Source organism: Tardiphaga sp. 42S5 (assembly GCF_034044155.1).
Classification (GTDB): Bacteria; Pseudomonadota; Alphaproteobacteria; order Rhizobiales; family Xanthobacteraceae; genus Tardiphaga; species Tardiphaga robiniae.
Map to the genome: position 1 here is coordinate 901,091 of NZ_CP139027.1, position 25,071 is coordinate 926,161.

Annotated in this window: 21 protein-coding genes and 1 tRNA gene; 13 read left to right on the forward strand and 9 right to left on the reverse strand. The window is 63.2% G+C overall.

Annotated features, from left to right (window positions below; all coding sequences use genetic code 11):
• Positions 1 to 47 precede the first annotated feature (47 nt).
• The 3 genes from ugpB to SFY93_RS04305 form a co-directional block, all read right to left on the reverse strand.
• Complete coding sequence (gene ugpB, locus SFY93_RS04295) at positions 48 to 1,361, reverse strand: sn-glycerol-3-phosphate ABC transporter substrate-binding protein UgpB (RefSeq protein ID WP_320446166.1); 1,314 nt, start codon at positions 1,359 to 1,361, stop codon at positions 48 to 50.
• Positions 1,362 to 1,528: 167 nt separating this feature from the next.
• Entirely contained in the window at positions 1,529 to 2,737 is a 1,209-nt protein-coding gene (locus SFY93_RS04300) for a CaiB/BaiF CoA transferase family protein (protein ID WP_320446167.1), read from the reverse strand.
• Positions 2,738 to 2,959: 222 nt separating this feature from the next.
• The gene (locus SFY93_RS04305; RefSeq protein ID WP_320446168.1) at positions 2,960 to 3,385 is read right to left on the reverse strand and encodes an organic hydroperoxide resistance protein; all 426 of its coding nucleotides are present in this window, start codon (positions 3,383 to 3,385) and stop codon (positions 2,960 to 2,962) included.
• A gap of 161 nt (positions 3,386 to 3,546) precedes the next feature.
• Between SFY93_RS04305 and SFY93_RS04310 the strand changes: the two genes are divergently transcribed.
• Entirely contained in the window at positions 3,547 to 4,005 is a 459-nt protein-coding gene (locus SFY93_RS04310; protein WP_320446169.1) for a MarR family winged helix-turn-helix transcriptional regulator, read from the forward strand.
• A gap of 69 nt (positions 4,006 to 4,074) precedes the next feature.
• On the opposite strand, the gene SFY93_RS04315 is transcribed toward SFY93_RS04310, so the two are convergent.
• Positions 4,075 to 4,150 (reverse strand) — tRNA-Ala (locus tag SFY93_RS04315).
• An 81-nt stretch (positions 4,151 to 4,231) separates the two neighbouring features.
• The gene (locus SFY93_RS04320) at positions 4,232 to 4,645 is read right to left on the reverse strand and encodes a TIGR02300 family protein (RefSeq protein ID WP_068730321.1); all 414 of its coding nucleotides are present in this window, start codon (positions 4,643 to 4,645) and stop codon (positions 4,232 to 4,234) included.
• A 147-nt stretch (positions 4,646 to 4,792) separates the two neighbouring features.
• Between SFY93_RS04320 and aroA the strand changes: the two genes are divergently transcribed.
• The 12 genes from aroA to SFY93_RS04380 all read left to right on the forward strand — a co-directional run bounded on the left by aroA (position 4,793) and on the right by SFY93_RS04380 (position 16,913).
• A complete protein-coding gene (gene aroA, locus SFY93_RS04325; protein WP_320446170.1) occupies positions 4,793 to 6,142 on the forward strand; it encodes a 3-phosphoshikimate 1-carboxyvinyltransferase in 1,350 nt (449 codons plus the stop codon).
• Positions 6,143 to 6,252: 110 nt separating this feature from the next.
• The gene (gene cmk, locus SFY93_RS04330; RefSeq protein WP_093757876.1) at positions 6,253 to 6,891 is read left to right on the forward strand and encodes a (d)CMP kinase; all 639 of its coding nucleotides are present in this window, start codon (positions 6,253 to 6,255) and stop codon (positions 6,889 to 6,891) included.
• A 262-nt stretch (positions 6,892 to 7,153) separates the two neighbouring features.
• Entirely contained in the window at positions 7,154 to 8,857 is a 1,704-nt protein-coding gene (rpsA, locus tag SFY93_RS04335) for a 30S ribosomal protein S1 (RefSeq protein WP_068730324.1), read from the forward strand.
• Between the two features lie 200 nt (positions 8,858 to 9,057).
• Positions 9,058 to 10,038, forward strand: coding sequence for a signal peptide peptidase SppA (gene sppA / locus SFY93_RS04340; protein WP_120287731.1), 981 nt, complete (start codon positions 9,058 to 9,060; stop codon positions 10,036 to 10,038).
• Positions 10,039 to 10,199: 161 nt separating this feature from the next.
• Complete coding sequence (locus SFY93_RS04345) at positions 10,200 to 10,511, forward strand: integration host factor subunit beta (RefSeq protein WP_089266402.1); 312 nt, start codon at positions 10,200 to 10,202, stop codon at positions 10,509 to 10,511.
• 87 nt (positions 10,512 to 10,598) lie between these two features.
• Positions 10,599 to 10,988 (forward strand): LapA family protein, encoded by a 390-nt coding sequence (locus SFY93_RS04350; protein ID WP_199711988.1) that lies wholly within the window; start codon positions 10,599 to 10,601, stop codon positions 10,986 to 10,988.
• 57 nt (positions 10,989 to 11,045) lie between these two features.
• A complete protein-coding gene (locus tag SFY93_RS04355; protein WP_320446171.1) occupies positions 11,046 to 11,702 on the forward strand; it encodes a phosphoribosylanthranilate isomerase in 657 nt (218 codons plus the stop codon).
• Entirely contained in the window at positions 11,702 to 12,919 is a 1,218-nt protein-coding gene (gene trpB, locus SFY93_RS04360) for a tryptophan synthase subunit beta (protein ID WP_320446172.1), read from the forward strand. Before SFY93_RS04355 ends, trpB begins: the two co-directional genes overlap by 1 nt.
• The gene (gene trpA / locus SFY93_RS04365; RefSeq protein WP_320446173.1) at positions 12,916 to 13,752 is read left to right on the forward strand and encodes a tryptophan synthase subunit alpha; all 837 of its coding nucleotides are present in this window, start codon (positions 12,916 to 12,918) and stop codon (positions 13,750 to 13,752) included. The genes trpB and trpA overlap by 4 nt, the downstream gene beginning before the upstream one ends.
• A 105-nt stretch (positions 13,753 to 13,857) precedes the next feature.
• Positions 13,858 to 14,787, forward strand: coding sequence for an acetyl-CoA carboxylase, carboxyltransferase subunit beta (gene accD / locus SFY93_RS04370; protein ID WP_320446174.1), 930 nt, complete (start codon positions 13,858 to 13,860; stop codon positions 14,785 to 14,787).
• Positions 14,784 to 16,115, forward strand: a complete 1,332-nt coding sequence (locus SFY93_RS04375; protein WP_320446175.1) for a bifunctional folylpolyglutamate synthase/dihydrofolate synthase — start codon at positions 14,784 to 14,786, stop codon at positions 16,113 to 16,115. The genes accD and SFY93_RS04375 overlap by 4 nt, the downstream gene beginning before the upstream one ends.
• A 57-nt stretch (positions 16,116 to 16,172) precedes the next feature.
• Positions 16,173 to 16,913, forward strand: coding sequence for a metallophosphoesterase family protein (locus SFY93_RS04380; RefSeq protein WP_320446176.1), 741 nt, complete (start codon positions 16,173 to 16,175; stop codon positions 16,911 to 16,913).
• Between the two features lie 229 nt (positions 16,914 to 17,142).
• On the opposite strand, the gene trxA is transcribed toward SFY93_RS04380, so the two are convergent.
• From trxA to SFY93_RS04400, 4 genes are all read right to left on the reverse strand, one after another.
• Positions 17,143 to 17,463 carry a thioredoxin gene (trxA, locus tag SFY93_RS04385; protein WP_068734104.1) on the reverse strand — a complete coding sequence of 107 codons (321 nt, stop codon included), beginning with the start codon at positions 17,461 to 17,463 and terminating at the stop codon, positions 17,143 to 17,145.
• Between the two features lie 101 nt (positions 17,464 to 17,564).
• Positions 17,565 to 21,056 (reverse strand): double-strand break repair helicase AddA, encoded by a 3,492-nt coding sequence (gene addA, locus SFY93_RS04390; RefSeq protein ID WP_320446177.1) that lies wholly within the window; start codon positions 21,054 to 21,056, stop codon positions 17,565 to 17,567.
• Positions 21,053 to 24,244, reverse strand: coding sequence for a double-strand break repair protein AddB (addB, locus tag SFY93_RS04395; RefSeq protein WP_320446178.1), 3,192 nt, complete (start codon positions 24,242 to 24,244; stop codon positions 21,053 to 21,055). The genes addA and addB overlap by 4 nt, the downstream gene beginning before the upstream one ends.
• 68 nt (positions 24,245 to 24,312) lie before the next feature.
• Complete coding sequence (locus SFY93_RS04400; RefSeq protein ID WP_320447691.1) at positions 24,313 to 25,035, reverse strand: nucleotidyltransferase family protein; 723 nt, start codon at positions 25,033 to 25,035, stop codon at positions 24,313 to 24,315.
• Positions 25,036 to 25,071 lie beyond the last annotated feature (36 nt).

Sequence of the window (25,071 nt, forward strand, 5' to 3'; positions counted from 1 at the left end):
CGCGCAATTGCGCGCGAGGCCGGGCAACGACAGCGTCCGCTTGAATACTACTTCGCAGTCTTTTCGAAGGTCCGCAACATGGCGTTGCCACGGCTCACGGCGGTGTCGAGCGCCTGTTGTGCCGTCTTCTGGCCACCCAGCGCAGCCTCGATCTCTTCGGACCAGATGTCTCGCAGTTGCACCATGTTGCCGAACCGCAGGCCGCGCGAATTTTCGGTCGGCTCCTTGTTGGTCAGCTCCTTCAGCGGGGTCTGCAGGATCGGGTTCTTGTCATAGAAACCGTCGGCCTTGGTCTTTTCATAGGCGGCCTTGGTGATCGGCAGATAACCGGACTCCTGATGCAGCTTGGCCTGACGATCTGTGTCGGACAGGAAGCTGAAGAACTTGGCGATACCTTTGTATTCCTCAGGCTTCTTGCCGCCCATCACCCATAGCGAAGCGCCGCCGATGATCGAGTTCTGCGGCGCGCCGGCAGCTTCGGGGTAGTAAGGCATCGGCACCGAAGTGAAGGCGAATTTGGCGGTGCCCTTCGCCGTCGCGTAATAGCCGGAGGAGGTCATGAAGAGCGGGCATTCGCCGGAGCCGAAGCGACTCTCGCTGGCATTGGCGCGACCGGAATAATCGTAGGTCTTGTCCTTCTGCAATTCGATCAGCGTCTGCAGATGTTTGACATGCAGTGGCGAGTTGAATTTCAGCTCGGTGTCGAAGCCGTCGAGTCCGTTCGCCTTCGTGCCGATCGGCACGTTGTGCCATGCCGAGAACTGCTCGATATTGGCCCAGGTCGCCCAGGCATTGGAGAAGCCGCAGGTCGCATAGCCGGCCGCCTTGAGCTTCTTGGCGCCCTCGAACACTTCGGGCCAGGTCCTGGGAATTTCGGCAATATTGGCCTTCTTCAGCGCATCCAGATTGACCCACATCACCATCGACGACGAGTTGAAGGGAAACGACAGCATTTCGCCCTTCGATGTCGAGTAGTAGCCGGTGATCGCGGGCAGATAGTTGTTTGGATCGAACGGCTCGCCCGCGTCCTTCATCAGCTGGTAGACAGGTTTGACGGCGCCCTTGGCGCTCATCATGGTCGCGGTGCCGACCTCGAAGACCTGCAGGATGTGCGGTGCGGTGCCGGCGCGGAATGCTGCGATGCCGGCATTCATGGTGTCGGGATAGCTGCCCTTGAAGGTCGGGACCACCTTGTAGTCCGGTTGGCTGGCATTGAAGTCAGCCGCGAGCTTGTTGACGATGTCGTTGTTGCCGCCGGTCATCGCGTGCCACCACTGGATCTCGGTCACCGCTTGCGCGGGCGAAGCGAGCGCCAGCGTGCATGCGAACAGAGTGGCGAGTGCGAATTGGGGGCGGATCATCCAGTTTCTCCCGTTAGCCGTCATCGTCTCGTTGCAACAAAGCTGCGCCGGATGACGTGCATGCGACATTTTGACAGCGCGGATGCTAGGCGGGAAATGGCGGCGTTGGGAAGCCGCAAAAAGTCGAAGACGAACGGGGCTGCGGATCGCGCAGCCCCGTGTTGTTCTTATCGCTTGCGCTCGGAGCCGCTCACGGTTCCTTTGGCGACCAGCTCCTTGATCTCATCACCGGAGTAGCCGAACTCGGTGAGGATCTCGTTGAAGTGCTCGTTGAACTTCGGCGGCACGTGGCGCAGGCTCGCTTTGGTGCGGTCGAAGCGGACCGGCGAGGCGACGCCCTTGTACCAGTCCTTTTCGATGATATCGCCGCGATGCTTCGTGTGCGCATTGGCGAGCGCCTTGTCGATCGACTGCACTGGACCGGCGGGGAGGCCGGCGCCAAGCAGACGCTCGCACAGCGGCGCGCTGTCGTGATCTTTCAGGATCGCTTCCAGTTCGGCACGCAGCGCATCGCGATTCTGCACGCGGTCACGGTTGCGTGCGAAGCGCACGTCCGTGCCGAGCTCCGGCTTGCCAAGTTCGCGGCACAGCTTGCGGAAGGTGCCGTCATTGCCGACGCCCATGAAGATGTTGCCGTCGCGGGCAGCGAACACGGCATAGGGCACCAGGTTCGGGTGCTCGTTGCCGGTTAGCGCCGGCGGCTTGCCGCCGTTGTAGAAATAATTCGCGGTATGCGGATGCATGATCGCAAGACCGGTTTCGTACAGTGTCGCCTCGACGAATTGACCGAGCCCCGATTTGGCACGCTCGGCGAGCGCCATCAGGATGCCGACGCAGGCATAGAGACCGGTCGCCATGTCGACGAGCGCGACGCCGATGCGGGTCGGGCCGCTCTCCTGCGAGCCGGTCGATGCCATCAGGCCGACCATCGACTGGATGATCGCGTCATAGCCGGGGTGGCCGCCATGCGGGCCATCGCCGCCGAAGCCGGAGATGCGGCAATGGATCAGCTGCGGGAGTTTCTCACGCAGGAAATCGTTGCCGATGCCCCATTTGTCGAGCGTGCCGGGCTTGAAGTTTTCGATCATCACGTCGGCGTTTTCGAGCATCCGCATCAGCACAGTACGACCGCCCTCGGAGGCGAGGTCGAGACCGATCGAGCGCTTGTTGCGGTTGGTGCCGATGAAATAGGCCGCATCGTCGTCGTGGAAGGGGGGGCCCCAGTCGCGCGTCTCGTCGCCGGCGGGCGGCTCGACCTTGACGACGTCAGCGCCGTGGTCGGCCAGGATCTGGGTGCAATAGGGTCCGCCAAGAACGCGCGACAGATCGATCACGCGCAGGCCGGCAATCGCGCCGGGAGCTATGGGCAAGCTCATTCAATCAGCCTTCTCTCAAGTGTCGTTGGAATATTTTTATGCCAGAGAGCATGTAAGGGCTGTCAGAGCTAGCGGGCTTCCGGCCGGTCAGCAATGGCCTTGTCCGGGCAGCGGCTATGGCCAGAGCGAGGGTATGGCGCAACCGCCAGACGAACGCGAACGGGCTCGGCCGATCGCCGAGCCCGTTCGTATCGAGAGTTAGTTCGTTTGCGTCGTTGTGACTCAGACGATCACGGTGCGGACGTCGATATTGCCGCGTGTGGCGTTGGAATACGGGCAGACCTGATGCGCTTTCTCGACCAGCGCTTCAGCTTCTGCGCGCGGCAAGCCCGGGAGTGAGACCGCGAGTTCGACATCGAGGCCGAAACCGCCAGCCGAGCGCGGGCCGATGCCGACGGTGGAGGTGACCGCCACATCGGCGGGCACCTTGGGGCCACCCTGCGAGCCCACGAATTTCATCGCACCGATGAAGCAGGCGGCGTAGCCCGCCGCGAACAGTTGCTCGGGATTGTTGCCGGCGCCGCCGGCGCCGCCGAGTTCCTTCGGCGTGGTGAGCTTGACGTCGAGCGCGCCATCAAGGGTTGCGGCATGGCCATCGCGGCCGCCGGTTGCCTTGGCGCTGGTCTTGTAGAGCACGTTGACAGACATGGTGTGTCTCCTCGTTTTGTGTGTCCTGCCCTATCATAATTGCGCACAATTAGATTGTGCGCAATACATAAAATGGACGGGGCAATCGAATTGTGCTCAACTGATCGTGAAGGAGTTTGGGTCTGGGATCACCTGTGGCCAGATAAGCTCCGGAGATAATCATGGCCAAGAAACCCGCACCTGTTCCGCTGCTGCAGCTCGATAACCAGCTCTGCTTTGCCGTCTATTCGACCGGCCACGCGTTCAACCGCGTCTACAAGCCGTTGCTGGACCGATTGAAGCTGACTTATCCGCAATATCTGGCGATGTTGGTGCTGTGGGAGCAGGACAACGTGCCTGTGAAGGACATAGGCGAGCGGCTCTTTCTCGATTCCGGCACGCTGACGCCGCTGTTGAAGCGGCTGGAAGCAGCCGGCCTGATCAAGCGCACCCGCAGCGCAGAGGACGAGCGGCAGATGCTGATCGCATTGACGGCGCAAGGTCAGGCGTTGCGTGAAAAAGCCAAGGCTGTGCCGCAGGGAATCCTCGCAGCGTCAGCCTGCACGGTCGGCGAAATGGCCGCGATGAAAAATGAACTCGTGGCGCTACGTGATCGGCTGAACGCAGCGCTCGGGGATTAGCGCGGTCATTCTCTACGATGATGGGTTGGTGCGGCGCGCCAAGCCGAAGCTCGCGAAGCGAGCGAAGGATGGTGGAGCCAGGCGGGATCGAACCGCCGACCTCTTGCATGCCATGCAAGCGCTCTCCCAGCTGAGCTATGGCCCCAATACCTGCGACGCACTGGGTGGGGCGTCGCGCGGCAAACCAAGATCACATATCAGGAGTGATCTCAAGTCTCTTCTGAGCTTAACTTTCTTCGTCGCCCGAGACGTCGCCGATGATGTCGGTCACGTCCTCATCGCCTTCTTCTTCGTCGGCAATGAAGGTCGAATCATCGTCTTCATCGTCATCGATGGTGTCATCGACTTCGATATCGTCCTCGGATTCCAGCACGGCAGCCTTCTTGCCGGTATTCTCCTCGGCGTCGGCTTCCTCCAGCGAGACCAATTCTTCGCTCTCGGCGGCTTCCGGAGTTTCCGCGGCGGCAGATGCTGCAGCTGCGCGTGCGGCTGCATCCGCGCGGGTCCGCGGCGGCGCAATCGGCGCAATCGGCACAACCTCGCCCGTATAAGGCGAAATCACCGGGCTCTTGTTGAGGTCGTAGAACTTCTTGCCCGTCGTGGGGCAAATGCGTTTGGTTCCGAGATCGGATTTGGCCACGTGAAGGGTCCTGGGGATTTTTTGAAAAACGGTGCTTCACTTGGCTAGTTGACGCGCCCCTGTCAATAGCGGTTTGCGTGAGAATGACCGCTGCGTGACGCAGCGTGGCTCATATGCTACGAGCCGCCTGCGCGAAGGAACACAATCTTGACCCAATCAGACACAGCCGCCGCCCAGCCGACCCCGCTGACAGCGCGAAAATCCGGCGCCCTGCGCGGCTCTGCCCGCGTGCCCGGTGACAAGTCGATCTCGCACCGGGCCCTTATTCTGGGCGCGCTGGCGATCGGCGAGACCCGGATCACGGGGCTGCTGGAGGGCGAGGACGTCCTGAATACCGCCAAATCGATGCAGGCACTGGGCGCCAGGGTCGAACGAACAGGCGATTTTGCGTGGAAGGTCAACGGCGTCGGCGTTGCCGGCTTCGCCGCGCCCAAGGCGCCGCTGGATTTCGGCAATTCGGGTACCGGGTGCCGGTTGGTGATGGGCGCCGTCGCAGGCTGTCCGATCGAGGCGACATTCGACGGTGATGCATCGCTGCGCAGCCGGCCGATGCGCCGGATCGTCGATCCCCTGGAGCTGATGGGCGCCAGGGTGACTGCTAGCGAGTACGGCGGACGGCTGCCGCTGACGCTCAAAGGCGCGCATGATCCGCTGCCGATCGTCTATCGCACCCCGGTCGCCTCCGCCCAGATCAAGTCAGCCGTGCTGCTGGCCGGCCTGTCGGCCCCGGGCACCACCACGGTGATCGAGACCGAGGCCAGCCGGGACCACACCGAGCTGATGCTCAAGCATTTCGGCGCCGAGATTACTTCCGAAAAAGAAGGCGCGCACGGCCGCAAGATCACGCTCACCGGCCAGCCCGAATTGAAGGGTGCCGATGTCGTGGTGCCGGCAGATCCGTCCTCCGCAGCATTCCCGATGGTTGCGGCATTGATCGTGCCGGGCTCCGAGATCGTGCTCACCGATGTGATGACCAATCCGCTGCGCACCGGGCTGTTCACGACGTTGCGCGAGATGGGCGCATCCATCGAGGAAAGCGATATCCGCGGCGATGCCGGCGAACCGATGGCGCAGTTCCGGATCACAGCGTCGAAGCTGCACGGCGTCGAAGTGCCGCCGGAGCGCGCGCCGTCGATGATCGATGAATATCTGGTGCTGGCGGTGGCTGCGGCTTTCGCAGAGGGCACGACCATCATGCGCGGGCTGCAGGAGCTGCGTGTGAAGGAATCCGACCGTCTGGAAGCCACTGCGGCGATGCTGCGGGTCAACGGCGTCAATGTCGAGATCGTTGGCGACGACCTCATCGTGCACGGCAATGGCCGTGTTGCCGGTGGCGGCCTCGTCGCCACCCATATGGATCACCGCATCGCCATGTCGGCGCTAGCCATGGGCCTCGCTTCCGATCAACCGGTGACCATCGACGACACGACATTCATCGCCACCAGCTTCCCCGATTTCATCCCGATGATGCGTCGGCTGGGTGCTGATTTCTCCTGAGGCTGCCGGCGTGGATATTTCCGGAGACGGGTGCTAAGCCCGCGCAGGTCGCGCGAGCCTGACTCCCGATCCACCGCCATTCATCGTGACAAGACGAGCACGCGCAACGCATGATTATTGCTATCGACGGTCCCGCCGCATCCGGAAAAGGCACGCTGGGCAAACGGCTTGCGCACCATTACGGTTACCGGCACCTCGATACCGGCGTTATCTATCGCGCGGTCGCCAAGGCGATGCTCGATCTTGGCGCGGACCTGACCGATGAGGCGCAGGCCGTGGCTGTCGCCAGTGAGCTCGATCCCGAGAAATTCGGCAATCCGGCGCTGAAGACCCAGGAAGTCGGCGATGCGGCCTCTGTGGTCTCGGCCATCCCCCGGGTGCGCGAGGTCCTTTTGAACTTCCAGCGGCGTTTTGCCGAGGATCCGCCGGGAGCGGTGCTCGACGGCCGCGACATTGGAACCGTGATTTGCCCCCATGCGGACGTGAAGATTTTCGTGGTGGCGGATGCCAGGGTCCGCGCCCGCCGCCGCACCCTGGAGGCTCTTGGACGGGGCGAGGTGGCCGATGAGGCCGCCGTGCTGGCGGATATCATCAGGCGCGACGAACGCGACCAGAACCGCCCGATTGCGCCTCTGAAGCCGGCCACGGATGCATACTTGCTGGATAACTCCAATTTGGATATAGAAGGCGGCGTCCGGGCCGCCATCGACATTGTCGAGGCCGTCCGAGCGGGCCGGCAACGGGTCTGATTTTTCTTTCTTTCCGAAAGACGTCAGACAAAACCGTTGCCGTCATTGGAGGAAAGCCCGCTCCCGATCTCGAGCTGCGATACGCGCTTCAGGCTCCGGACACCATCAAGACCCTACCCACGTTTCGATCGTGAAGGCATGCTGCCGGCCCGTTCTTGCATCCTCCTGCAAGGCGGTCGTTAGAGGTTGCGGACCCCTGACACTTCACATTTGAGACGCCCATTAACCCGAACGGCCGGCGATACCCGCATCTGGAGAACAAATGGCTTCGACTGCTTCTTCGTATAATCCTTCCCGCGATGATTTCGCGGCAATGCTCGACGAGTCCTTCGCGGGCGGCAACCTTCAGGAAAGCTCTGTTATCAAGGGCATCGTGGTTGCGATTGAAAAGGACATGGCCGTCATCGACGTCGGCCTGAAGACTGAAGGCCGTGTGGCACTGCGCGAATTCGCCGGTCCCGGCCGTGACAGCGAACTCAAGGTCGGCGACGAAGTCGAAGTGTTCCTCGACCGGATCGAAAACGCACTGGGCGAAGCCGTTCTGTCGCGCGACAAGGCCCGCCGCGAAGAGAGCTGGGGCAAGCTCGAGAAGGCCTTCAACAACAACGAGAAGGTTCACGGCGTCATCTTCAACCAGGTCAAGGGTGGCTTCACCGTCGATCTCGACGGCGCAGTGGCCTTCCTGCCGCGTTCACAGGTGGACATTCGTCCGATCCGCGACGTCGCTCCGCTGATGAACAACTCGCAGCCGTTCCAGATCCTCAAGATGGATCGCCGCCGCGGCAACATCGTCGTGTCGCGTCGTACGGTTCTCGAAGAGACCCGCGCCGAACAGCGTCAGGAACTGGTCCAGAACCTCGAAGAGGGTCAGGTCATCGATGGCGTCGTCAAGAACATCACCGATTACGGTGCGTTCGTTGACCTCGGCGGTATCGACGGCCTGCTGCACGTCACCGATATCGCGTGGCGCCGCGTCAACCATCCTACCGAAGTGCTCACCATCGGTCAGACGGTCAAGGTCAAGATCATCAAGATCAACCACGAGACCCACCGTATCTCGCTCGGCATGAAGCAGCTGCTCGACGATCCGTGGCAGGGCATCGAGGCGAAGTACCCGCTGAACGCACGCTTCTCGGGTCGCGTCACCAACATCACCGACTACGGCGCATTCGTCGAACTGGAGCCGGGCATCGAAGGCCTGATCCACGTGTCGGAGATGTCGTGGACCAAGAAGAACATGCACCCCGGCAAGATCGTTTCGACCTCGCAGGAAGTCGAAGTGCAGGTTCTCGAAGTCGACAGCGTCAAGCGCCGCATTTCGCTCGGTCTCAAGCAGACCATGCGCAATCCGTGGGAAGTGTTCGTCGAGAAGTTCCCGGTCGGCTCGACCGTCGAAGGCGAAGTCAAGAACAAGACCGAGTTCGGTCTGTTCCTGGGTCTCGAAGGCGACGTGGACGGCATGGTCCATCTCTCCGACCTCGACTGGAAGCAGCCGGGCGAGCAGGTCATCGACAACTTCAAGAAGGGCGACATGGTCAAGGCCATCGTCCTCGACGTGGATGTCGAGAAGGAGCGCATCTCGCTCGGCGTCAAGCAGCTCGAAGGCGACCCCTTCGCAGAGCCGGGCGACGTCAAGAAGGGCGCTGTCGTGACTTGCGAAGTGATCGAAGTGAAGGAATCCGGCATCGACGTTCAGATCGCCGGCACCGACTTCACGACCTTCATCAAGCGTTCGGAACTGGCGCGTGAGCGCTCGGATCAGCGCGCTGAGCGTTTCGCCGTCGGCGAGAAGGTCGATGCCCGCGTGATCCAGTTCGACAAGAAGGCCCGCAAGGTCCAGGTGTCGATCAAGGCTCTCGAAGTGGCGGAAGAGAAGGAAGCCATCGCGCAGTACGGATCGTCGGATTCGGGCGCGACCCTTGGCGACATTCTCGGCAAGGCGCTCAAGCAGAGCACCGACAAGTAAGCGCGCAAGTAAGTTTCGACTCACTTGTTGCTACCAATTGGGGCCCCGGTTTCACCGGGGCCCTTTTTGTTGTTTCGACCATGTTTTCTTCATATTGCCTCGCAATTGATGTATTTGAGATACCTCAAGTAAACGCTGCCCGGACGACAGATGCAGCATCCGCCAGACGCAGCTCTCGCCGAGGGCTTAGGAGATTTCCGATGTCGCTTGATTCCGATGTGATCGTCGATCGCCGCAGGATACGTCGCAAGCTGACGTTCTGGCGCGTGGCAGCGGTGCTGGCCGCGGTCGCTGCTGTGGTCGTCGTCGGCGTCGTCGTGACACGGTCGGGCTCCGAGGCGCTGTCGTCGTCGGGGGCGATTGCGCGCATCAAGATCGAAGGCCTGATCCAGAGCAACAATGATCGCGTCGAGGCGCTGGAGCGGCTGGAGAAGTCATCCGCGGCGGCGGTGGTGGTACATATCAATTCGCCGGGCGGCACCACGGCTGGCTCCGAGCAGCTCTATGACGCGCTGATGCGCCTCAAGGCCAAGAAACCGATGGTCGTTGTCGTCGAGGGCCTGGCCGCATCGGGCGGCTACATCGCGGCACTAGCATCCGACCATATCGTTGCGCAGCAGAGCTCGCTGGTCGGCTCCATCGGTGTTCTGTTCCAGTTTCCCAATTTCACGGGGTTGATGAAGACCGTCGGTGTCGAGGTCGAGCAGGTCAAATCCTCGCCCCTGAAGGCGGCGCCCAATGGTTTCGAGCCGACCAGCCCGGAGGCGCGGGCAGCGCTGGAATCGCTCGTGAAGGACTCCTATGGTTGGTTCCGTGGGCTTGTGCAGAGCCGCCGCGCCATGGATGACGCGCAACTACAGAAAGTCGCCGATGGCCGTGTTTTTACGGGGCGCCAGGCCGTGGACCTCAAGCTGATTGATCAGCTTGGCGACGAGAAAGCCGCCGTGGCGTGGCTGGTAGCCGAGAAGAAGATCAAGAGCGATCTGCCGGTTCGCGACTTCAAGCTGACGCCTAAATTCAGCGATTTCACCTTCCTGCGCGCTGCTGCGACGATCACACTCGATGCAGTGGGTCTCAACGCGATCGCGCGGCAGGTCGAGCAGGCGGGCCTCGCGCAGGCCATGGACGGCTTCGGTCTCGATGGCATGCTGGCGCTGTGGCGGCCGGCCACCACCAACTAGGGAACTGCTCGTCCTGTTCTTTCCGCACTGCAAGGAAGGCTGCAACAACGGTTTCGGGCATTTGTCACGCATTTTCGAAGGTGCCCGAATTCATTTAGCGTCTTGACAGTTCAAGGCATTTTCACGGAAATGCATTCTCCCGTTCAGAGTCCAACGTCTCGATGATCAAATCCGAACTCGTTCAACGCATCGCTGAGCATAACCCGCACCTCTACCAGCGGGATGTTGAGAACATCGTGAATGCGATTCTCGATGAGATCGTGGCTGCGCTGGCACGCGGTGACCGTGTCGAACTTCGCGGCTTCGGTGCATTCTCGGTGAAGCATCGCCCCGCCCGCGCAGGCCGCAATCCGCGGACTGGCGAGCATGTTCCGGTAGACCAGAAGAGCGTTCCGTTCTTCAAGACCGGCAAGGAAATGCGCGAGCGGCTCAACCGTGAGAATGGCGCGCCGGAAGCCAGCGCGGCGTCATAAAGAACTTTGAGGTAGCGCGCATTCGGGCCGACAGGTCTGAGCCAATTAGCGGAATGCGCGCCCGCATCGCCTTCGCGAGAGACGTTGATGCGCAAATTCTTCTCAGCCCTGGTCATCATCCCCCTCGCGATCGTCTTCGTCGTGTTCGCAGTCGCCAACCGTCATATGGTCACGGTCTCCTTCGATCCGTTCAACAGCAGCGATCCCGCGGTCGGTGCCACGATGCCGCTATTTGTTGTGATCATCCTGTCGGCCATCCTGGGTGTCATTGCAGGGGGCATGGCGACCTGGTTCAGGCAAGGGCACTGGCGCCGCGCAGCACGTCAGCATGAGGCCGATATCAGGCGGGCCCGTGCAGAACTGGCCGATCTGCGCGCCCATACCGCGACCACGTCACGGAACGGTGTGCAGCGGCTTCCGGCGCCGGGTTCCTCCTATATGGCCGGTGAGCGAGACAAGTCCGGCGCGACGTTGTAGAACCCCGCGCATAGGCTTTTCCCGCCATTCCCGGTATTGCCAGCGGCCATTTGAAGCATGTCTCTGATCGTCAAAATCTGCGGCCTATCCACTCCGGAGACGCTCGACGCGGCTCTGGTCGGCGGCGCGGATATGGTCGGCTTCGTGTTCTTTCCGCCGTCGCCGCGTCACGTCACGCTCGATGTTGCGCGGGCTTTGGGCAAGCAGGCGAAGGGTCGCGCCGTGAAGGTCGCGCTGTCGGTGGATGCCGACGACGCGGATCTCGAAAACAGAATCGATGCCTTGAGGCCCGATATCCTGCAGCTCCACGGCAACGAAAGCGTGGCGCGGGTGCGTGATATCAAACAGAGGTTCGGCCTTCCGGTGATGAAGGCGCTCGCCGTCGAGACCAGGGCCGATCTCGCCGCATTGCCCGGCTATGCCGCGGTCTGCGATCGCATCCTGTTCGATGCCAAGGCGCCGAAGGATGCAACGCGTCCCGGTGGTCTCGGTGAGGTCTTCGACTGGCATCTGCTCGAAGACCTCGATCTGAAGCTGCCCTTCATGGTGTCGGGCGGCCTCACTGCCGCCAATGTCGCCGAGGCCCTGCGCATCACGCGGGCCGGCGGTGTCGATATTTCGTCCGGCGTGGAAAGCGCGCCGGGCATCAAGGATCCCGACATGATCCGCGCTTTCATCCGCGCCGCGCGCGCAACGCAAGAGTTGACGACCTGATGACTCAAGCCATTCCCAATTCCTATCGGTCCGGTCCCGACGACACCGGTCACTTCGGCATTTTCGGCGGCCGCTTCGTCGCCGAGACGCTGATGCCGCTGATCCTCGACCTGCAGAAGGCCTATGAGGACGCCAAGGCCGATCCCGCCTTCCGCAAGGAGATGGACGGCTATCTCAAGGCCTATGTCGGTCGCCCGTCGCCGCTCTATTTCGCGGAACGTCTCACCGAGCATCTCGGTGGCGCAAAAATCTATCTGAAGCGCGAGGAGCTGAATCACACCGGCTCGCACAAGGTCAACAACGTGCTCGGCCAGATCATAGTCGCGCGCCGCATGGGCAAGAAGCGCATCATCGCCGAGACCGGCGCCGGCCAGCATGGCGTGGCGACGGCGACGCTCTGTGCGCGCTTCGGCCTCGAATGCATCGTCTATATGGGTGCGGTGGACGTCGCCCGTCAGCAGCCCAATGTGATCCGCATGGAAATGCTCGGCGCCAAGGTGGTGCCGGTGCAGGTCGGCGCACGCACGCTGAAAGATGCGATGAACGAGGCGCTGCGCGACTGGGTCACCAATGTGCACAACACGTTCTATTGCATCGGCACCGTCGCCGGCCCGCATCCGTATCCGATGATGGTGCGCGACTTCCAGTCGATCATCGGCGAGGAAACCCGTGTGCAGATGCAGGAGATCGAAGGTCGTTTGCCGGATTCGCTGATCGCCTGCATCGGCGGCGGCTCCAATGCGATGGGGCTCTTCCATCCGTTTCTCGACGATCCATCGGTTGATATCTACGGCGTCGAAGCGGCGGGCCACGGGCTCACCAACCTGCACGCCGCATCGATTGCTGGCGGCCGTCCCGGCGTGCTGCATGGCAACCGTACCTATCTCTTGATGGATGAAGATGGCCAGATCCAGGAAGGCCATTCGATCTCTGCCGGCCTCGATTATCCCGGCATTGGCCCCGAACATTCGTGGCTGCATACGATCGGCCGCGTGAAATATCTGTCGGCGACGGACGAGGAAGCGCTCACCGCATTTCAGCTGCTGTCGAAACTCGAAGGCATCATCCCGGCGCTGGAGCCGGCCCATGCCCTCGCCAAGGTAAGCGAACTCGCGCCAACGCTGCCGAAGGATCACCTGATGGTCGTCAACCTCTCCGGCCGCGGCGACAAGGACGTCCCGCAGGTCGGCGATATCCTGAAGGGCAGGCAGTCGTGACCACCCGCATCGATACCCGTTTCGCCGAACTCAAGGCCGAAGGCCGCGCGGCATTCGTCACCTTCGTGATGGCCGGCGATCCCGATCCCGCCACCGCGCTCGAGATCGTCAAGGCGCTGCCGAAAGCCGGTGCCGATATCATCGAGATCGGCATGCCCTTCACCGATCCGATGGCTGATGGCCCGTCGATCCAGGCCGCGGGCCTCCGCGCACTGCAGGCCGGCATGACGCTGAAGAAGACCTTGCAGCTCGTGCGCGACTTCCGCAGCTCCGACAACAAGACGCCGATCGTGCTGATGGGCTACTACAATCCGATCTATATCTACGGCGTCGATAAATTCCTGCTCGACGCCAAGGCCGCCGGCGTCGATGGTCTGATCATCGTCGATTTGCCGCCGGAAGAAGACGCAGAGCTCTGCCTGCCGGCGATCAAAGCGGGATTGAACTTCATCCGTCTGGCCACGCCGACCACTGATGACAAGCGCCTCCCGGCGGTGCTCGCGAACACCTCGGGCTTCGTCTATTACGTCTCGGTCACGGGCATCACCGGCTCGGCCAGCGCGGATTCATCCGTCGTGAGCACGGCCGTGGCGCGGATCAAGCGTCACACCAAGCTGCCGGTCTGTGTCGGTTTCGGCATCCGGACGCCGGAAGCGGCGCATGACATCGCCCGGCATGCCAACGGCGCGGTGGTCGGAACGGCGCTGATCGATGCGCTGAAAGGCTCGCTGGATTCCGATGGCAAGGCCACGGCCAGGACCGTCAGTGCGGTCGCCGATCTGGCCGCAGCCCTCGCCCAGGGCGTTCATGGGGCCAAACAGGCTGCGGAATAAGCCACAATTGGCCTCCATCAACCGGGAACAACGGTTGCCGGGCTCCGTCCTGGCCGCCATATAGATATCAGAGCGACGCACCATCTCAGCGACGCGGAGACACATATGAATTGGCTCACCAACGTCGTCCGGCCGAAGATCCGCAGCATCCTCAAGCGCGATACGCCCGAGAACCTCTGGATCAAGTGCCCGGATACCGGACAGCTCGTGTTCTACAAGGACGTCGAGAGCAACCAGTTCGTCATTCCCGGCTCGAACTATCACATGCGCATGGGCGCCACCGCCCGCATGAAGTCGATCTTCGACAACGAGACCTGGTACGACGTCGCGCTGCCCGAAGTGATTGCCGATCCGCTGAAGTTTCGCGACGAGCGCAAATATGTCGACCGCATCAAGGATGCGCGCACCAAGACCGGCATGAACGACTCGGTCAAGGTCGGTTACGGCAAGATGGAAGGCTCCGGCGTCGTCGTCGCCGTACAGGATTTCGATTTCATGGGCGGCTCGCTCGGCATGGCTGCAGGTGAGGCGCTGGTGCGCGGGCTCGAGCTCGCCGTCGAGAAGAAGTCGCCCTTCATCGTGTTCGCCGCCTCCGGCGGCGCGCGGATGCAGGAGGGCATCCTGTCGCTGATGCAGCTGCCGCGCACCACCGTCGGCGTGCAGATGTTGCGCGAGGCCAAGCTGCCTTACATTGTCGTGCTCACCAACCCGACCACCGGCGGCGTCACTGCGTCCTATGCGATGCTGGGCGACGTGCAGATCGCCGAGCCCGGCGCGCTGATCGGCTTTGCCGGTGCGCGCGTGATCGAACAGACCATTCGCGAAAAGCTGCCGGAAGGTTTCCAGCGCGCCGAATATCTGCGTGACCACGGCATGATCGATATGGTGGTGCATCGCCACGATCTGAAGCCGACGCTCGCGCGCCTCTGCCGTCTGCTGACGAAATCTCCAGCCATTGCGAGCCCGCCGCGCGCGGAGAGCATTCCGGCCGAGATCGTCGTGGCTTCGGACGCGGTGCCGGCCGCGCACGCGTGAGCACCTCCGCGCCGCCATCGTCGCCTGAACTCGGCGAGATTCTGGCGCGGCTCTCCAAGCTGCATCCGAACGCCATCGATCTGTCGCTGGACCGCATGCAGCGGCTGATGGCGCAGCTCGGCAATCCCGAGCGCAAGCTGCCGCCGGTGATCCATGTCGCCGGCACCAACGGCAAAGGCTCGACCATCGCCTATCTGCGTGCGATCTGCGAGGCCGCAGGTCTGCGCGTCCACGTCTACACCTCGCCGCATCTCGTCCGCATGAATGAGAGCATCCGCCTCGCCGGCACCCTGGTGAGTGACGACGCATTGCGCGCGGCTTTCGCCCATGTCGAGACGGTCAATGCCGGCGCACCCATCACGCTGTTCGAGGCCGAGACCGCCGTCGCGTTTGGTCTGTTCGCAAGGTCTCCCGCCGACGTCGTGCTGCTCGAAGTCGGTCTCGGCGGGCGGCTCGACGCGACCAATGTGATCGAAGCGCCCATCGCCTGCGTGCTGACGCCGATCGCCATCGACCACACGGATTTTCTGGGCGATACGCTCGCGAAGATCGCCGCGGAGAAAGCCGGCATCATCAAGCGCCGCGTGCCGGTCATCACGGCCGAGCAATCGCCGGAGGCCACTGACGTGATCGAGCAGCATGTGCGCAAGATGCATGCGCGACTCATCAGCGCCGGGCAGGAATGGCACGTCAATATCGAGCGCGGCCGTCTGGTGTATCAGGATGATCGGGGGCTGATGGATATTGCCGCGCCGCGGCTGTTCGGGCGCCATCAGTTCGGCAATGCGGGTCTGGCGATTGCGGCGCTGCGCGCACTGGATCAATTCAGGATCGATCCGGCCGCTTATGAGACCGGCGTCGCGCGCGCCGAATGGCCGGCGCGGATGCAGCGGCTGACATCGGGCAAGCTCGTCGCGGCGGCGCCCACCGATTCCGAAGTCTGGCTCGACGGCGGCCACAATGCCGATGGCGGGCGCGTCATTGCGGCGGCGCTCGGCGATCTCGAAGAGCGCGTGCCGCGGCCGCTCGTGGTGATCGCCGGCATGATGGCCAACAAGGATGCGACGGGCTTTCTGGCGAATTTCGCCGGCCAGACCCGCCATATCATCGCCGTGAAAATCCCCGGCCGCGACGGCGTCATGGCGCCGGATGCGTTGGCCGACGCCGCGCGGAGTCTCGGCATGCGCGTCGAGACAGCGCCGAGCGTCGCCGATGCGCTGCAATCCCTCACCCGGCTCGCCTATGAAGTGCCTCCGCGGATCCTGATTGCAGGCTCGCTCTATCTGGCCGGTCATGTACTTGCGGAGAACGGCACGCTCCCTGCATAGAACGGCATCGATACAAGTGATCTCTGATTGATCTTTGCTTGATTTTAGGGAGGTTCGATGCGCTTCGCTGCCATTGCCGATGTTCACGGCAACCACTTTGCCCTTGAGGCGGTTGTCGCCGATATCCGTACCCAAGGCATCACCGACATCGTCAATCTTGGTGATATGGCCAGCGGTGCGCTCGATGCGCGCCGTGCGGTGGACATCATGATGGGCCTCAATGCCACCAATGTCCGCGGCAATCATGATCGTTACATCACCGACTACAAGCTTGACGACATGTGGCCGTCCGATCGGCTGGCACACAGTCAGCTAGAACCAGAGCAGATGGACTGGCTGCGCGCGCTGCCCTTCAGCACGATTTATCAGGGCGAGGTCTATCTCGTTCACGCGACGCCCGATGACGACAACACCTACTGGATGGAAGCGGTGACCCCCGAAGGCATCGTGCATATGGCTGCGATCGAAGCCATCGAGGAGAAGGCGAAGGGTATCACGCAATCGCTGATTCTCTGCGCCCACACCCACATCGCGCGTGCCGTCAGGCTTCGCGACGGCCGCATGATCGTCAATCCCGGCAGCGTCGGCGGCCCCGGCTATCGCGACGTCACGCCCTATCCGCACACGCTGGAAGTCGGCACGCCCGACGCCTGCTACGCGATTCTGGAGTCCAGCTTAGGCCGCTGGCAGGTGACGTTCCGTCAGGTGCCTTACGATCATCAGGCGATGGCGGAGTTGGCATTGCAGAACCAGCGACCCGAATGGGCCAGCGCACTAGCGACGGGATGGATTCGCTGATGGGCGTCGCTTCCCTCGCCCCGCTTGCGGGGAGAGGGTGGCGCGGACGAAGTCCGCGGCGGGTGAGGGGGAGCCAGCGAGTGAAACACTGGCTCCCCCTCACCCGCCTTCCACATGCTCCGCATGTGAAAGTCGACCTCTCCCCGCAAGCGGGGCGAGGTTAGGTACACAAAACAAAAACGGCCAGTGAGGTGATCACCGGCCGTAAATTCTCGAGTAAAGCGCGCGATCAGACCGCGGCGCTGATCCACTGCTGCAGCTTCGCCTTCGGCGCCGCACCGACCTGACGTGAGGCCATTTCGCCGCCCTTGAAGATCATCAGCGTCGGGATCGACATCACGCCATACTTCGATGCGGTCTTTGGATTCTCGTCGACATTGAGTTTCAGGATGGTGACCTTCTCGCCCATTGCGGCGGAGATCTCATCGAGCGCCGGCGCGATCATGCGGCACGGACCGCACCATTCGGCCCAGAAGTCGATCACGACCGGCCCGGTCGCCTTGAGCACTTCCGCTTCGAAATCGGCGTCTGTCACCTTGCCAACGGCCATGGTCGTATCCTCGTCCTGTTCAATGAAAGGCGCGCTGGAAGATTCGCGCGCCGGAATGATGCATCCAACCTATGAACGCCCCCTTGCCGGGTCAAGGTTGGTCACAGTGAGATGATGGCGGCCAGCTCCGCGTCCAGCGCAGCACCGGAAATCTCCATCATTTCAAGCGTTTCCGTCCAGAGCAGGGCGGCCCGGATCGGCCGGTCTGGGTATAACTTGGCGAGCACGCCGCGATACAGCGCCAGCTGCCGGATATAGGCCTTGGGCGCCTCGATCAGTCTGCGCGGCGGGTTGTGGTTGGTCTTGTAATCGACGATCCGGATCTCCGTTTTGGTCAGGACCAGCCGGTCGATCTGGCCCGACACCAGCACGGGCGACCCGTCCTTCCGCGTCAGTCGTCCGGCCACCGCCACCTCGGCGCGACTGCCGGGGGCAAACAGTTCCGCGAGGCGCGGATCGCCAATCAGCGACAGCACCTGCGTGGCCAGCGCCACGCGGTCGAGATCGGTCCAGTCATTGGCGTTGCGAGCGAGGAAATTCAGCGCGGTCTCGCGACGCTTTTCGGCGGCGATGTCGGGCAGCGATTGCAGCAGGCGATGCACGAGGTTGCCGCGCTGCAAAGCCAGTTGGCGCAGCCGTTCGGATTCGCCCGAGCGCTGTCCGCGGCCGTCGTCATCGTCGGCATCTGATGGGCGCAACAGGCTTTCGCGGCGCGGCTGGTCGCCCACCTTGTCGCGGAGCCATGCCGGCAGCACGATCGGCGCTGCCGCAGCGACAGGCGTTGCAGTGCCCGGCGCGGGTACGACGTCTTCCACCCGCGTATAGCGTTTCACCACGCCGTCCGGCGGCGGTACCTGCTGCATATGAAGGCCCGAATTCTCGAGACCTTTCTGAATCAGATCGTACCAGGACAGCGGCCGCACCTCGTTGCGGTTGCCGGGCATGCAGCCGCCGACGATCAGGCGATCGGCTGCGCGCGTCATCGCGACGTAAAGCAGCCGGCGATACTCGTCTTCAGTATCGCGGATCATGTCGGCGCGCGCCGCCGCGACTGCTGGCGGATCGTCCGCCTTCTTGCCGGCCCAGACCACGACGCCCGGGCTGTTCGGTGCGGCGTTGCCCTGCGGGAGGTGGATCAAATTGAGCCGCTGCGAATCCGCCGGCGACGATGTGGTATCAACCAGGAATACGACCGGCGCTTCCAGGCCTTTGGCGCCATGCACGGTCATCACGCGAACTTCGTCGCGGGTGATCTCCATGTCGCGCTTCACTTCCGTGTCGGCCGCGCGCAGCCAGGCGACGAAGCCCTGCAGCGAGGCCGGCGCCTTGCGCTCATAGCCGAGCGCAAGTTCGAGAAATTCGTCGAGCGCGTCATTGGCCTCATGGCCGAGCCGACGCAGGATGCGCGCGCGGCCGTGATCACCGCCGAGCAGCCAGGCATAGAACGCAAAAGGCGTCTCGCTGGCAAAGCGCTTCTCGCAAGCGATGAGCCGCTTGAAAGCGCCGCTGAGCTTGGGATCGCTCGCCGCCTTTTCGCCGAGTGCGTCGCGCAGCGATCCCGTGCGCTCGTAGGCCAACTTGAACAGATCATCGTCATCGAGGCCGAATAGTGGGCTCTTCAACGCGGTCGCCAATGCCAGATCGTCCTGCGGCAGCAGCAGCGCGTCGGCCAGATTCATCAGGTCGATGATGGCGATATGTTCGGTGAGCTTGAGCCGGTCGGCGCCGGCGACGGGAATGCCGGCATGTTTCAGCGCCTGGATGATGGCGTCGAAGGCTTTGCCGCGGCGGCGCACCAGCACCAGCATGTCGCCATAGCGCAGTGCACGACGCTTGCCGATCGGTCCTGTCTCGGTTTTCGCCGCAATCAGGTCCTTGATTTCGGTCTGGACTCGGCGTGCGAGCTTCACTTCTGGGCTGGTCTCCGAGCGCTTGTCGAATGGCGCCTGCCAGCCTTCGATACTCGGCCGGTCGTCCGGCTGCTCCAGCTCCCAGAGGTCGATCAGGCTCGGGCCGGCATCCTCCAGCGTCTCATGGATCGGATAGCCGTTCTCGACAGCATGGATGCTGCGAAAGATCGCTTCCTCACGAAACACATGATCGACCGATTGCAGAATGGCCGAGCCCGACCGGAACGAATGGCTGAACGCGATGGGATCGAACTTCATCCCGGCATCTTTGAACCGGCTCTGCAGCGCCTTGCGCCGCAGGTCGAATTCGCGCGGTGCGGCCCCCTGGAACGAAAAGATCGATTGCTTCTCGTCGCCCACCGCGAAGATCGTGCGCTTGAGGCCGTCGCGCGCGCCTTCGCCGGAGGTGAATTCCGAGATCAGGTGGGTGATGATGTCCCATTGCCGCGGGCTCGTATCCTGCGCCTCGTCGATCAGCACATGATCGACGCCGCGGTCGAGCTTGAAATGCACCCAGCTCGACGACACCCGATCCAGCATCTCCAGCGTGCGCGCGATCAGGTCGTCGTAGTCCAGGAGGCCGCGCTCGTTCTTCTCGCGACGATAATTCTCCGCGACCTGACTGGCGATCACCAGCAGCGACTGGGTGCGTTCGCGCATCGCGACGGCGCGGCGGCGCTCCAGCAGCGGGATCACACGATCGCCCTCGCGCTGCAGGGCCGCCAGCAGATCCGGCCGGCTGTCGGCGATCTTCTTGGTCGCAAGCGATTTGCGGAGTGACTGGTCCTTGGTCAGGAACAGTTCGAGATATTTCTCGACCTGTTCGGTACCGGACAACGCCAAAGCCTCACGCAGCCGCGCTGCCTGATCGTTGTCGGTCTTGCTGCCGGTCTCGAAGATTTCGGCGGCGGGAATCCAGCGTTCGCGGGGCAGATGCGGCCCGTCGATAATCTCCAGCTCGACGCTCTCTCTGGTATCGCCGGCTGTCACGCCCAGCGTCGCCGAGAGTTGCGCCATCGCGGCGTCGGTCGAGCCGGCGCGCTCGATCCAGGCCAGGAATTGATCGCGTGACAGGCTCGCCTCGCGCACCACGTCGCGGAAGGTCACGTCGGCGGCCGAGGTCATCGCGGTCGTCAGCGCGCGGCCTTCGGCGCTATCGGGTGCGGCGGCTGCTTGCAACAACACCTGCAGGCTGGCGCGCTCCATCATTTCGTTCTGGTCGCGGTCGTCGAGCACGCTGAACCGCGCCGGCACATTGGCCTCGAACGGAAACTGCTGCAGCAGTCGCGTACACAGCGCGTGGATGGTCTGGACTTTCAGACCACCCGGCGTCTCCAGTGCACTGGCGAACAATTCGCGCGCCCGCGACCGCAATCTGCTGTTCGACGCGGGAACGCCGGCATTTTTGATTTCCGCGTCGAGCGCGGTGTCATCCAGCGTGACCCAGTGACCGAGCCGCGTAAACACGCGCTCTGCCATATTGGCCGCCGCGGCCTTGGTGAAGGTGACGCAGAGGATCTTTTCGGGCGGCACACCGTCGAGCAGCAGCCGGATCACGCGGTTGACCAGCACATAGGTCTTGCCGGAACCGGCATTCGCCGAGACGAATACCGACGAGGCGGGATCGGATGCCTGCTGCTGCTTGGCGCTCGCCGCGGGCGGAATATTGCGCGGGCCGCTCATGACTCGCCTCCGCCGGTGCCGCCATTGGCCGACCATTCCTTGATCCGCGCCAGATCGTCATAGCTGCCATAGCGGTTCGACCACATGGACAGGCTGAGCGACGTATAGGCGGTGGCTTCGTCCTCGAAGGAGCGGATCAGCGCTTCCAGCTTGGCGCGCGCTTCGATCGCAGCGTCATCAGGCAGTTGCGGCTCGTCCTTGCGCTCGATCTTCAGTTCCAGCATCCGCTCTTCACCTGGTGGGTTGTTGCCGCTGAGGCGGACATAGACCAGTTCGCTGACGGACGATCCTGCGGCAATGCCGGCAAATCCACCCTCGCGCAGGATCGCGGCTTCCAGCGTGAGCTGCGGTGACAGGCCCATGCGGACCTGCTTGCCGGTCGGCGGCTGGCCGGTCTTGTAGTCGAGCAGGGCGAAAGTGCGGTCGCTGCGATGTTCGATACGGTCGGCACGCGCCGAGAGATGGAAGACGCGGCCGTGATCGAGCGGGATCTTGATCTCGCCGCGCACTTCCGCGTCGATGCTGGCGACATTGATGCGGCGGTCGATCTCCCAGGCGCCAAACCAGGACGCGATGCGCAGGAAACGCGGCCACCACAATGCGCGCGCCTCAGGTCGCGCCATCAGGGGCGCAAAATGTCGATCGCCGATCCTGCGCAGCTCACGCGCGGGATCATCGGGCAGCGCCTTGCTGTATTCCATCGTGAAGTCGCCGAGCGACGCATGGATCGCCGATCCCCGGTCGGCCGCAGACAGCGGCATGTCGACGGGATCGAGGGGCGCCAGGCCCAGAATATATTTGGCATAGATCGTATAGGGATCGCGCAGCCAGTCCTCGATGGCGGTGACCGAGAGTCTGAGCGGTCGCGCGTCCCGCGGCGGCCGTGGCTCCGGCTGGGCAATCGGCGTGACGGTCTCGGGTTTATCGAGCTCTTCGGCATAGCGAACGTAGTGCTCGCCCGCGGCCAGCGCCGCGTCCCAGCGGGTCTCACCGGCAACAGCTTCGAGCCGGTGCAGAAAGCGCGACGCGACGGCCGGCGCGCCGCCAACTTTCGCGGCGTGGCTCAGGATGACGTCCTCGGTGCCGAGCAATTGCACGAAGTCATGCGCGGTGAGGCCGATACGGCGTTCCGGAAGATCGAGCCCGAGCTGATGTCGCATCGGGCGGCTCAGCCAGGGATCGATGCGCGGCGACGGCGGCCAGATGCCTTCGACGAGGCCGCCGAGGATCACGCGGTCCGATTGCGTCAGCCGCGCTTCGAGCTGGCCATAGATGCGCAAGCTGGCATTGGCGACTTCGGGCCGGCGCACGATGCGGTCAGCGAAGGCGGTCTGAAACACATCGGGATAATCGCGGAGCTGCATCATCAGCCCGCTGGGGCGCAGCCGCTCCTCGTCGCCGCTCTCGGTCGCGACAGTCTCCATGACGACGAGATCGTCGAACGCCTTGGTGAGCGCTGTTCCTTCGCGCCCCACAAGCGCGACATCGTTGCCCCTGTCATCGCGCGACAAGAGCTTGATCGCCTCACGATGCCGCAAGGCAACTTCAGCGAAATCGATCGGCCTGATGGGGTGGATGCCTTCCAGCGGAGCCAGCGCGGTGCGCAATCCGGCGATCAGTTCTTCCGCGCGGTCAAGACGGTCGTCGTCGAGTTTTGCGCGCGGCTCCGCGCCATGCAGCATCGACGCTTCGCGGCGTCGGAGCTTTCCGAGCTCGTCGCGGAAGCGCGTGAAGTCCTGCGCCAGTCCGGCGGTGCCGGGCGTCGGCCGCGTGCCGCGCAGCAGCGCGAGTTCGAGCGTCTCGATCGCGTCTTTCCAGGCGTTCGGCGCCGCGCCCAGACGAAACAGCGGATGTTTCAGCAGCGCCAGCAATGTCGCCGGTTCGAGCTGCTCCGCTGCGGCCTCGGCGACGAGGCGCGCGAAGATGCCGGCCGAGGTCTCGGTCAGCGCATCGCCGCCGGAATCGTCGAAGATCAGATTCCAGCGCCCGAGCGCGGCCATCACCCGGCGCGCCAGCGCGCGGTCGGGCGTTACCAGCGCGGCGGATTTCTTGAGTTCATGGGCCTCGCGCATCGCAATCGCGATGGCCAGCGCTTCCATTTCCGGATTCGCGGCGGCGATCACAGCAAGGTTCCGCATGCCGGCCGCGATTTTCTGTTCGACGGCCGGCTGAGCGAGACGCGTATGCCACTGCGCCGTGGCATTGGATGGCCGCATCGCCTCAGAGGCCAGCAATTCGCGGCCTTGCGGCGACGGCGTGCCGAGCGTCAGAACATCGCGGCGCGTGATGCCGAACCGTTCCAGCAGCGCATGCAGCGCGAATTGCGGGTGGTTCGATGCGGATGACTCGGTGCGGCCCAATGCATCCTTGGTGCCGCCGATCAGATTCCATGCGATGTCGTCGAGGTCGGTATCGAGTCCCGGCAAGACGACAGCGCCATCAGGCAGTTGCGCGACCTCGCGCAGGAACTTCGCGGTGGTCGGCATCGAGCCGGTCGAGCCGGCGGCGATGATGGGGCCGCCTTTGTGGGCCTTCAGGCGCGAAGCTTCAGCGTCGATCAGCAGGTCACGGCGCACCGCAGGCTCGATGCGCTGCCGTTCCTTTAGTTCGGCTGGCCACCATTCGTGGGCAACCTTGAGGAAGCCTAGCGTCAATTGCCAATATTGATCGAGCGCATCGGGCACCAGCCCGTCCAGCGCGCTCCAGTCGACCTTGCGCGTCGCCATGTCGTCCATCAACCGCGCGAGATCGTCGGCGAGCGCGAGCGTCGAGGCCGGGCCGCCGACCACCAGCGGCGTCTGCGTGGGGGCGCTGGGTGTAAGTTGTTTGGCCCAGGCGGCGATTAGTTGCGCCAGCAGCAGACGACGCTGCAAACCGTCGAGTGCCGCAGGAGCGTCCAGCCTTTCGAGCCTCTCGGGCGAGGCCGCCTGCGCGAAGGTCAGTTCTTCCTCGTCGACATCGCCGAGCGGAACGATACGCGGCAGCAGCACGGCGTCGGTCCCGAGCACGTCGAGGAAGATCTCCTGCGCCATGCGTCCGGCGCGGCGTGTCGGCAGATACAAAGTGACTTCAGCCAGTTTCTCCGGCGCGCCGCGTGCAGAGAATCCCTCGACGAGATCACCGTCGACAAGCGCGGTGATCAGCGTGCGCAGGAATGGCGCCGAGGACGGAATATTGAAGACGCGCATGAACACCCTGATTCGTGATCAGGGTGCATCATGGCATGGCTGAGAAGGCGACGGGAGTCGCAGGAAGCTCAGGCTACGCTGGCGAGGAACGCATCTTCCGCGGCGCGCACGGCGTCGGGCGTGCCGACATGCATCCAGACGCCTTCCATGCGCAGTCCGAACAGGCGCTCCTGTTCATTGGCCTTGTCGAACAATTTGGTCAGCGAAAATTCACCGGATGGCGCATCCTTGAACAGCGCCGGTGATAGGATCGCTACACCGGCATAGACGAACGGCACGACCTGATTCTCCTTGCGGCGTCGCAGCGCGCCATCGGTGAGCATCGCGTAGTCGCCGCAGCCGGCATAGCCGATGCTGTTGGCGGTCGGCGCCATCAGCAGCAGAATGTCCATGCGTGCGGGATCGAAGGCCTCCGCAAGACGCGCGAGATTCGGCTGCACACCGTCGATCCACATCGTGTCGGCATTGAGATGATAGAACGGCTCGTTGCCGAGCAGCGGCAACGCCTTCACCACGGCGCCGCCGGTGCCGAGCACCTGATCCCGCTCGTCGGAAATGATGATCTTCGGTTCGGTGCGCGTCGCGACATGATCGATGATCTGGTCGGGCAGGTAATGCACATTGACCACGGCTTCGGTCACGCCTGCAGCGGCGAGCTTGTCGAGCACGTGATCCAGCAGCGGCTGTCCTGCGACAGGGACCAGCGGCTTCGGCAGATTGTTGGTGAGCGGTCGCATGCGCAGGCCAAGGCCGGCGGCGAGAACCATTGCTTTGGTGGGTTTTACGGACATAGCGACATTGGCCTTGGTAGAATGATGGGCCTCGAT